Source organism: Streptomyces sp. NPDC002809 (assembly GCF_040295435.1).
In the GTDB taxonomy this organism is placed as follows: Bacteria; Actinomycetota; Actinomycetes; order Streptomycetales; family Streptomycetaceae; genus Streptomyces.
Map to the genome: position 1 here is coordinate 1 of NZ_JBEOVJ010000142.1, position 10,081 is coordinate 10,081.

6 protein-coding genes are annotated in these 10,081 nt (G+C 72.1%); 3 read left to right on the top strand and 3 right to left on the bottom strand.

Annotated elements, in window-relative coordinates; genetic code table 11:
* On the bottom strand, positions 1-1,337 hold a 1,337-nt coding region (locus ABT025_RS38490), incomplete at its 3' end, for a heavy metal translocating P-type ATPase (RefSeq protein WP_502972131.1).
* 249 nt (positions 1,338-1,586) lie between these two features.
* Here ABT025_RS38490 and ABT025_RS38495 point away from each other — a divergent pair.
* Together ABT025_RS38495 and ABT025_RS38500 are read left to right on the top strand one after the other, a co-directional pair.
* Positions 1,587-2,276, top strand: a complete 690-nt coding sequence (locus tag ABT025_RS38495; RefSeq protein ID WP_351003395.1) for a copper homeostasis protein CutC — start codon at positions 1,587-1,589, stop codon at positions 2,274-2,276.
* A 450-nt stretch (positions 2,277-2,726) separates the two neighbouring features.
* Positions 2,727-5,321: a glycoside hydrolase family 9 protein gene (locus ABT025_RS38500; protein ID WP_351003396.1), complete on the top strand. Its 2,595-nt coding sequence runs from the start codon at positions 2,727-2,729 to the stop codon at positions 5,319-5,321.
* A gap of 107 nt (positions 5,322-5,428) precedes the next feature.
* Here the strand turns inward: ABT025_RS38500 and ABT025_RS38505 are convergent, their stop codons facing one another.
* Entirely contained in the window at positions 5,429-7,507 is a 2,079-nt protein-coding gene (locus tag ABT025_RS38505) for a HelD family protein (RefSeq protein ID WP_351003397.1), read from the bottom strand.
* A 360-nt stretch (positions 7,508-7,867) separates the two neighbouring features.
* On the opposite strand from ABT025_RS38505, the gene ABT025_RS38510 reads away from it, so the two are divergent.
* Positions 7,868-8,056 (top strand): hypothetical protein, encoded by a 189-nt coding sequence (locus ABT025_RS38510; protein ID WP_351003398.1) that lies wholly within the window; start codon positions 7,868-7,870, stop codon positions 8,054-8,056.
* Between the two features lie 24 nt (positions 8,057-8,080).
* Here the strand turns inward: ABT025_RS38510 and ABT025_RS38515 are convergent, their stop codons facing one another.
* Complete coding sequence (locus ABT025_RS38515; protein ID WP_351003399.1) at positions 8,081-9,724, bottom strand: DNA repair helicase XPB; 1,644 nt, start codon at positions 9,722-9,724, stop codon at positions 8,081-8,083.
* Positions 9,725-10,081 lie beyond the last annotated feature (357 nt).

Genomic DNA, 10,081 nt, shown 5'->3' on the forward strand with positions numbered 1-10,081 from the left:
AGGACTTCGGGGCCCTTGATCAGGATGCCGAGCTGGGCGCCGCGTCCGGTTCCGACCATGAGGGCGGTCGGGGTGGCGAGGCCCAGGGCGCACGGGCAGGCGATGATCAGTACGGCGACGGCGGCCGTGAACGCGGCCGTCAGACCCTCGCCGCTGCCCAGCCAGAAGCCGAGCGTGCCGAGCGCGAGTGCGATCACGACGGGGACGAACACCGCGGAGATCCGGTCGGCCAGCCGCTGCGCCGCCGCCTTTCCGTTCTGCGCGTCCTCGACCAGCTTCGCCATCCGGGCCAGCTGGGTGTCGGCGCCGATCCGGGTCGCCTCGACGACGAGCCGGCCGCCCGCGTTCAGCGTCGCGCCGGTCACCGCGTCACCGGCCGTGACCTCGACGGGGACGGACTCACCGGTGAGCATCGACGCGTCCACCGCCGAACTGCCCTCCACCACGAGGCCGTCCGTGGCGATCTTCTCGCCCGGACGGACGAGGAACCGGTCCCCGACCCGGAGGTCCTCCGTCCCCACGGTGACCTCGCGGCCGTCGCGCAGGACGGTGACCTCCTTCGCGCCGAGCTCCAGCAGCGCCTTCAGCGCGGCGCCCGCCTTCCGCTTGGAACGGGCCTCGAAGTAGCGCCCGGCCAGGATGAACGCGGTGACTCCCGCCGCCGCCTCCAGATAGATGTTCCCGGAGCCGTCGCTGCGTCCGATGGTCAGCTCGAAGGGGTGCGTCATGCCGGTCATCCCGGCGGTGCCGAAGAACAGGGCCCACAGCGACCACAGGAACGCGGCCGAGGTGCCGACCGAGATCAGCGTGTCCATGGTGGCCGCGCCGTGCCGGGCGTTGGTCCACGCGGCGCGGTGGAAGGGCCAGGCGGCGTACGTGACGACGGGGGCGGTGAGGGTGAGGGAGAGCCACTGCCAGTTGTCGAACTGGAGGGCCGGGATCATCGCCATCGCGATGACCGGCACCGCGAGCAGGACCGCGGTGATCAGCCGTTGCCGCAGCGGGCGGAGCTCGTCCGCCTCCGTCGCCCCGGCGGGCGCGTCGCCGGTGCGTACCGGGGGAGCGGGCTCCTGCGCGGTGTAGCCGGTCCTCTCGACCGTGGCGATCAGGTCCTGCACGGAGACGTCCTCGCCCCGGTAGCTGACCCTGGCCTTCTCGGTGGCGTAGTTGACGGTGGCCTCGACCCCGTCCATCCGGTTCAGCTTCTTCTCGATCCGGGCCGCGCACGAGGCACACGTCATGCCGCCGATCGCGAGCTCGACCTCTGCGGCGATGCCGGTACCGGTGGGGCCGCCGGGGGCGGCGGTGCCGGTGGTGGCTGCGGTCTGCGCGGACACGGGGCCTCCTCATTCGATGGTCGGTATACCCCTAGGGGGTATGCGCTTCTTACTCAGGTATACCCCCTGCCCCTATGTGGACGCAAGGGTGATCCGGTACGGAGGTGCGGACCGCGCGCCTCCGGTCGCCCGTCCCGGGGCCGGCCTCGCGTATCTTCACGTTCACGGTGAGCTGCGCCCCGGCCCTACCGCCCCGTAGGCTGCCCATTGGACTAGACCTATAGCTGCTTCCTGGAGGATTGGGTTCCCATGAGCAACCGTGCAGTCCTGGAGGTGATCGCTCTCGACGCGGAGGACGCGGTCGCTGCCCAGGCGGGTGGTGCGGACCGGCTTGAGCTGGTCACCGACATGGCGGCGGACGGTCTCACCCCGTCGTGCGCGACGTTCGCGGCGATCCGCGCCGCGGTGGACATTCCGCTGCGGGTGATGCTCAGGGTGGCGGACGGCTTCGCCGCCGGCGACGTCGGCGTCCTCGTACGCAAGGCGCGTGAACTGCGGTCCGAGGGTGCGGACGAGTTCGTGCTCGGCTTCCTGGACGAGGACGGCCACCCCGACCTGGTCGCGATCGAGCGGATCGTCGCCGAACTGGACGGCTGCAAGTGGACGTTCCACCGTGCGATCGACCGCGCCGCCGACCGGGACGCGCTGCGCAAGGCCCTCGCCGACCTGCCGGGCCTGGACACGTACCTCACCGCGGGTTCGCCCGCCGGGGTCGACGACGGCATCCCCACGTTGATCGTCGAGGCGGCGCGCAAGGGTGAGCCGGGGTACGAGCCGCAGATCCTTGTCGGCGGCGGCCTGCGCCTGGAGCACCTGCCCGAGCTGCTGGGCGCGGGCATCGACGCCGTCCACATCGGCGGGGCCGCCCGGCCGGGCGGCTGGTCCGGGCCGGTGGACGCGGTGGCGGTCAGGGAGTGGCGGACGATTCTCGACGCGTAAGGGCCTGCCCGGCATCGGTGACCGCGCGCAGGCACGGGCGGGCGGGGCTGGGATCTGCCGGGGCGGCAGGGGGCGGGATTGCCGGGACGGCGCGGGCGGTATCTGCCCGGGACAGCGGGGGCGGGGTTGCCGGGACACGGCATCCCGCCCCCGCCCGCCTGTGCGAAGGCGGTCCGCTGCGCGAGGGCGGTCCGCTGCGCGAGGGCGGTCCGCCAGGCTCGTGCTGTCGCGACCCTGGCGCAACAAACACCACCGGCTTCACAATGGCGGCACGCGGTGTGGGAACGCTCCCACGGTGCCTCCCCGGCTGTGTTCCCCGTTCATGGGAGCGTTCCCACCGCTTATTCGCCGCGCATTGGACCGTCACCCGCCCCCTACGAAAGGCCCCCGGTGAACGCCTCTCCGCCCCCGCCCCCCACCGGTCGCACCCGCGTCCGGCGCGGGCGTCGTGTGCTCGGGACATTAGCCCTCACCGCACTGTTCGGCGGTGCCCTCACCGCACCCGGCGCCGCCGCCGCCGAGGACCCGGACCCGGCCCCGGAGCAGATCACCAACGGTGACTTCGCCGCCGGCACCGCGCCCTGGTGGTGGACCGCCAACACCGCCGCGGCCGTCACGGACGGCCGGCTCTGCACCGACGTACCGGCCGGAACGGCCAACCCGTGGGACGTGATCGTCGGCCAGAACGACATCCCGCTGGTCGCGGGGGAGACGTACAGCCTCACCTACACCGCCACCTCCACCACCCCGCTGTCCATCCACACCAACGTGCAGATGGCTGCCGATCCATGGACCACGGACCTGTCCGCGACGGACCCGATCGGCACGGAGGCGGCCCCCGTCACCCACGTCTTCACCGCCTCCGCCGACCGCGACGCCGCCCAGCTCGCCTTCCAGATAGGCGGCAGCGACGAGGCGGCCACCTTCTGTCTCGACGACGTGTCCCTGCGCGGCGGCGCCGAGCCGCCCGTGTACGTGCCCGACACCGGTTCGACCGTCCGCGTGAACCAGGTGGGCTACCTCCCGCAGGGCCCCAAGAGCGGCACCCTGGTCACCGAGGCGACCGAGCCGCTGACCTGGACCCTCAGGGCCGCCGACGGCACGGCCGCCGCCACCGGCACCACCACCCCGGGCGGCATCGACCCGACCTCGCGCCAGAACGTCCACACCTTCGACTTCGGCGACGTCACGACCACCGGCGACGGCTACACCGTCGAGGCGGACGGGCAGGTCAGCGAACCGTTCTCGATCCGGTCCGACCTGTACGACACCCTGCGCAGCGACTCGCTCGCGTACTTCTACATGAACCGCAGCGGCATCGAGATCGACGCCGGCCTCGTCGGCGCGGAGTACGCACGCCCCGCCGGACACCTCGGCGTCGCCCCCAACAAGGGCGACACGGACGTGCCCTGCCGGCCGGGGGACTGCGACTACCGGCTCGACGTGCGGGGCGGCTGGTACGACGCCGGCGACCAGGGCAAGTACGTCGTCAACGGCGGCATCGCGGTCGCCGAACTGATGGACACCTACGAGCGGACCCTGACGGCCGACGGAGCGGAGTCCGCCGAACTCGGCGACGGCGCGCTGCGGGTGCCCGAGCGCGGCAACAACGTGCCGGACATCCTCGACGAGGCGCGCTGGGAGCTCGACTTCATGATGCGGATGCAGGTCCCGGCCGGGCAGCCGCTCGCCGGAATGGTCCACCACAAGATGCACGACGCCCGGTGGACCGGCCTGCCGATGATGCCCCATCTCGACCCCCAGCAGCGCGAGTTGCACCCGCCGTCCACCGCCGCGACGCTCAACCTCGCCGCCGCGGCCGCCCAGTGCTCCCGGCTCTTCGCCCCGTACGACGCTGACTTCGCGGACCGGTGCCGTACGGCCGCCGAGACGGCGTGGACCGCGGCCAGGGCCCACCCGGACGTGCTCGCCGACCCCGACGACGGGACCGGCGGCGGAACGTACAGCGACAACGACGTCTCCGACGAGTTCTACTGGGCCGCCGCCGAACTCTTCACCACCACCGGCGCCGCCACCTACCGCCAGGCGCTCCTCGACTCGCCCCTGCACGGCGACACCGACGCGGCCTTCCCGGCCGACGGCGGCATGTGGTGGGGCGGGACGGCAGGCCTCGGCGTGCTGACCCTGGCCACCGTGCCCAACGACCTGACCGCCGGCCAGCTGGCCCAGGTCCGCTCCGTGGTGACCACGGCCGCCGACCGCTACGCCGCCCAGACCGAGGACCAGCTGTACGGCGTCCCGTACGCCCCGGCCGGCCAGAACTACGTCTGGGGCTCCAACAGCCAGGTGCTCAACAACATGATCGTGCTGGCCACCGCGGCCGACATCACCGGGAAGGCCGGCTACCGCGACGCCGTACTGCGCGGCGCCGACTACGTCTTCGGACGCAACCCGCTGAACCAGTCGTACGTCACCGGGTACGGCGAGCGCAGCTCCGAGAACCAGCACCACCGGGTCTGGGCGCACCAGAGCGACCCCGCCCTGCCCCACCCGCCCGCCGGCTCCCTCGCGGGCGGCCCCAACCTCACCGCCCCCACCTCGGGCGACCCGGAGGCCGCGGCCAAGCTCAACGGCTGCGCGGCCGCGATGTGCTACCTCGACGACAACGGCTCCTACGCCACCAACGAGGTCGCCATCAACTGGAACGCGCCACTGGCCTTCGTCGCCTCCTACCTGGACGACGCGGGCGACGGGGCGGGCCCGGCCCGCTCCTGCACCGTCACGTACTCCTCGCACCCGTGGAGCACCGGCTCGACCACCACGGTCACGGTGAAGAACACCGGAACCGAGGCGCTCACCCCGTGGTCCCTGACCTGGCTGCTCCCCGGTGACCAGAAGCTCAGCCACACCTGGAGCGCCGAACTCGCCCAGTACGGGCGTACGGTCACCGCCGCACCGCTGTCCTGGAACCGCACGCTCGCACCTGGCGCGGCGGTCGACTTCGGGTTCAACAGCAGCGTCTCGGGCGCGGCCGCCGACCCCGGAACGGTCAAGCTGAACGGGAGGGCCTGCACGACGGGCTGACCGGACACGGGGGTGGGGCGGCACCGCACCGCCCCACCCCCGCTCCAGGGTCTCGTCCGGAGCATGCCGGACCCCGCGAGACCGGCATGCTCCAAACGGGACAGTCCTCAGCTCAACTCAGCGGGCAACTGCGCCGCGTGAAGAACGATCAGCCCCGACACCGCACGGGTCAGGGCGACGTACAGCCGCCGCAGCCCCGTCCGCTCGTCGGGCTCGCCGTCGACCACGGCGGCCGGTTCGTCCAGCACCACGTAGTCGTACTCCAGGCCCTTGGCCAGCGACGCCGGGACCAGGGTCAGCCGGGACTCGGCGGTCGTCTCCTGACCGGGGGAGAGATACGTGTGCCCCGCAGCCGTCAGCGCGGCCGCCAGCGCCGGGACACGCGCGTCGGCGGCGATCAGACCGGTCGAACCCTCCTGCTCCAGCGACTCCTCGCAAGCCGCGACCACCGCCGCGTCCAGCGCGCCGGTGTCCGCGGCCCCCACCGCCCGGACCGACAGCGAACCGGGCGACTCACGCACGGACTCCACCGCGGCCAGACCGGGCGAGATCACCGGCAGCAGCCGCGAGGCGTACGCGATCACCTCGCGCGGCACACGGAAGCCCGCCGTCAGCTCCTCCACCACCGCGTCCGACTTCCCCAGATGGTGCAGCGCCTGCTCCCAGCTCTGCGTCGACCACGGCGTCGTGCCCTGGGCCAGATCGCCGAGCACGGTGGCAGATCCGGTCGAGCAGCGCCGGCCCACCGCCCGGTACTGCATGGGGGACAGGTCCTGGGCCTCGTCGATCACGACGTGGCCCAACGAGTGCGTACGCGCCACCAGATCGTTCGCCTCGTCGATCAGCACCGCGTCCGCCGCCGACCACTTCGCGGACTTCACGCTGCGGACGGGCTTCGTCCAGACGATCGCCTTCTGCTCGTCCTCGCTGAGCAGCCCGTCCGCGTGCGCGGCCAGGAACTCGGGGTCCGACAGCAGCCGCAGCACCAGCTTCGACGGCTCGACCGCGGGCCAGATCGCCTTCACGGCCGCCTTCACCGCCGGGGTACGCGCCACCGCGTTCTGCACCCGGTCGTCGGGCGCCTCGCCGGCCTCCTCCATCCGCACCAGCACGGCATGCGCGATGCGCTGCGGAAGGGCCTCGTGCGCGGCCCCGTACCGCATGTCGCGGGCCAGCAGCTCCTTGACCATCTCCTCGATCTCGTACGCGGGCACCCGCCAGCGCCGGGAGCCGCGCACCACCATGACGGGCTCGGCCGGCATCGTCACATGCGAACGGATCGCCCGCCGCAGCACCTCCGCCATCCGGGCATCGCCCTTCACGACGGCGGCCCGCGCCTCGTCAGCCCCCCGGACCTCCACGTGCGCCGTCACCAGGTCGTCGACGGTCGCCTGCTTCACCTCCAGCTCACCGAGAGCCGGCAGAACCTGCTCGATGTAGTGCAGGAACGACCTGTTCGGCCCGATGACGAGCGTGCCGGTGCGGGCGAGGCGCTCGCGGTGCGCGTACAGGAGATACGCGACCCGGTGCAGGCCCACGGCCGTCTTGCCGGTGCCGGGCCCGCCCTGCACGCACACCGAGCCGCCGAGCTCACTGCGGACGATCTCGTCCTGTTCGGGCTGGATCGTCGCGACGATGTCACGCATCGGACCGACGCGGGGCCGCTCGATCTCCGCCTGGAGGAGCTTGCTGGTCTGCGCGGTCTCGGTCGGGTCGGTGAGGTGCTCGTCCTCGTACGCGGTCAGCTCACCGCCCGTGTATCCGAAGCGGCGCCGCTGACCGACGTCCAGGGGGTCCTTGCGGGACGCCCGGTAGAACGGCTGGGAGACCGGCGCACGCCAGTCGATGACCATCGGATCACCGTCGGCGTCATGGACGTGACGGCGCCCGATGTAGAACTGCTCGCCCTCCGCGCCCTCGGCCTGCGCCGCACCGACGACATGGAGGTAGTCCAGCCGCCCGAAGAAGAGCGGGGTGTGGGAGAGATCGGCGAGCGACTTGATGCGGTCCGCGATCTGGGCCTGCAGCACTGCGGCGTTCACCCAGTTCGCCGTGACATCGCGGATGTTCAGGGCCTGGGCGTCCTCGCGCATGGCACGCAGCGCGGCACGCGAGGCGGCGAGATGGGCGCGCTCATGGGCGAGGGGATCGGTGGTGGTGTCGCTTTCGTGTTCGTGCGCGGGCACGGTGTTGCCTCCGGCATTCAACGCAGGACGGCGGACCGCACCCCGCCCCCGGTCGATGTGCGGGGGCGATGCGGTCCGCTCGGGGATCGATCACTGGCTGTCGGCCGGTTTCCGTCCGGTCGGCGGCGCTCCCCCGGCTGCCGGCGCGGGCCCTTGCGGGCTGCCGGTACCACGGTGCGGGAGGCGGGCAGACCGGCGATTGTATCGACGGTCCGGGCCGGGCGCGAACGGATACCGGGGCACGAGGGCGGGGTCCACCCCGTAGGGGACGGCATGCGACCACAGGGGTAGACGCGCACCCTCGGGCTTCCACCTGCGGACCGACGCAGTAACGGGGCCGCACGGAGCACCATGGAAGACATGAGCACCGTCACCCTGAACCCCCGAAGGACCGGCCCCGCGCACGGCGCGACCGCGGCCACCGGTCACCCCCACCACCACCGCACCGGAGAGGCCCTGCGCGCGGTCAGGGTCTTCGTGCGGGCCGCGTTCGGCGTCGTCGTCCTCGGCGAGTACGCGGAGGAGGCGGGCGTCCGCCGCTCGCACTGAGCGCGACGCCCGCCCCGCCCCCGGTCAGCTGTCCGACAGCAGCTCGTCCGCGTCCACGATCCGGTACGCGTAGCCCTGCTCGGCCAGGAAACGCTGGCGGTGCGCCGCGAAGTCCTGGTCGATCGTGTCGCGGGCGACCACCGAGTAGAACCGGGCCTCGTGCCCGTCCGCCTTCGGCCGCAGCACCCGGCCCAGCCGCTGGGCCTCCTCCTGACGCGAGCCGAACGTGCCCGACACCTGAATGGCGACGGTGGCCTCGGGCAGGTCGATCGAGAAGTTCGCCACCTTCGACACGACCAGCACGCTGATCTCGCCCTCCCGGAAGGCACCGAACAGCTTCTCGCGCTGGGCGTTGCTCGTCTCGCCCTTGATCACCGGGGCGTCCAGGTGCTCACCCAGCTCGTCGAGCTGGTCGATGTACTGCCCGATGACCAGCGTCTGCTCGCCCTGGTGCTTGCGCACCAGTGCCTCGGTGACCTTCCGCTTCGTCGCCGTCGTGGCGCAGAACCGGTACTTCTCCTCGGGCTCGGCGGTCGCGTACGCGAGCCGCTCGGAGTCCGTCAGATTGACCCGCACCTCGACACAGTCGGCGGGCGCGATGTAGCCCTGCGCCTCGATCTCCTTCCACGGGGCGTCGAACCGCTTCGGGCCGATCAGCGAGAAGACGTCCGACTCGCGCCCGTCCTCACGCACCAGCGTCGCGGTGAGGCCGAGCCGGCGGCGGGCCTGGAGATCGGCGGTGAACTTGAAGACGGGCGCGGGCAGCAGATGCACCTCGTCGTAGATCACCAGCCCCCAGTCGCGGGAATCGAACAGTTCCAGGTGCGCGTAGACGCCCTTGCGGCGGGTCGTCAGCACCTGGTACGTGGCGATGGTGACCGGCCGGATCTCCTTGCGCGTACCGCTGTACTCGCCGATCTCCTCCTCGGTCAGCGAGGTCCGCTTCACCAGCTCGTGCTTCCACTGCCGGGCCGAGACGGTGTTCGTGACCAGGATCAGCGTGGTCGCCTTGGCCTGCGCCATCGCACCGGCCCCCACCAGCGTCTTGCCCGCGCCACAGGGCAGCACGACGACCCCGGACCCGCCGTGCCAGAACCCCTCGACGGCCTGCTGCTGGTAGGGCCGCAGCGCCCAGCCGCTCTCGTCCAGCTCGATCGGGTGCGCCTCGCCGTCCACGTACCCGGCCAGGTCCTCGGCGGGCCAGCCCAGCTTCAGCAGCGTCTGCTTGACCTGCCCGCGCTCGGACGGGTGCACGGCCACGGTGTCCGGGTCGATCCGGGCCCCGACCAGCGGCTGGACCTTCTTCGACCGGAGGATCTCCTCCAGGACCGGCCGGTCCGTGGAGGTCAGCACCAGCCCGTGCACCGGGTGCTTGGAGAGAGTGAGTCGGCCGTACCGGTCCATCGTCTCGGCGATGTCGACGAGCAGCGCGTGCGGTACGGGGTAACGCGAGTACTTCACGAGCGCGTCGACGACCTGCTCGGCGTCGTGCCCCGCGGCGCGGGCGTTCCACAGCCCGAGGGGGGTCAGCCGGTAGGTGTGGATGTGCTCGGGCGCACGCTCCAGCTCCGCGAAGGGGGCGATCACACGACGGCAGGCGTCGGCCTGCTCGTGGTCGACCTCGAGGAGCAGGGTTTTGTCGCTCTGGACGATGAGGGGTCCGGTCACGCGCTTCGGCCCTTTCTGCGGCGGGGTGGCCGTGTACCGGCCAAACGTCCAGTGTGCCGTATGCGGGGGCGGGGGTGCTCTGCGTGCGGGGTTCTGTGGTGCGGGGTTCTGTGGCGCGGGGGTTCTGTGATGCGGGGTTCCGTCCTCAAGCGCCGGACGGGCTGGGTTTGTGCGGGTGCCCCCGTGGGGTGCGGGGTTCGCCGCGTGCTGTGGGTGGGGTCCGGGGCCCCTCCGGGGCGTCTCCTCAGACGACGAACGTTCTGCCGGTACGTGATGTGGTCCGGGTATGTGTTCGTCGTCCTGCGGGGACTCCCCTGCACGGCCCCGGACCGGCCGTCCTGCGTCTGCGACGGTCGT

Excerpts from the sequence above, each read along its gene's own strand:
- ABT025_RS38510 (WP_351003398.1), top strand. The coding sequence starts at position 7,868 with ATGAGCACCGTCACCCTGAACCCCCGAAGGACCGGCCCCGCGCACGGC.
- ABT025_RS38495 (WP_351003395.1), top strand. The coding sequence starts at position 1,587 with ATGAGCAACCGTGCAGTCCTGGAGGTGATCGCTCTCGACGCGGAGGAC.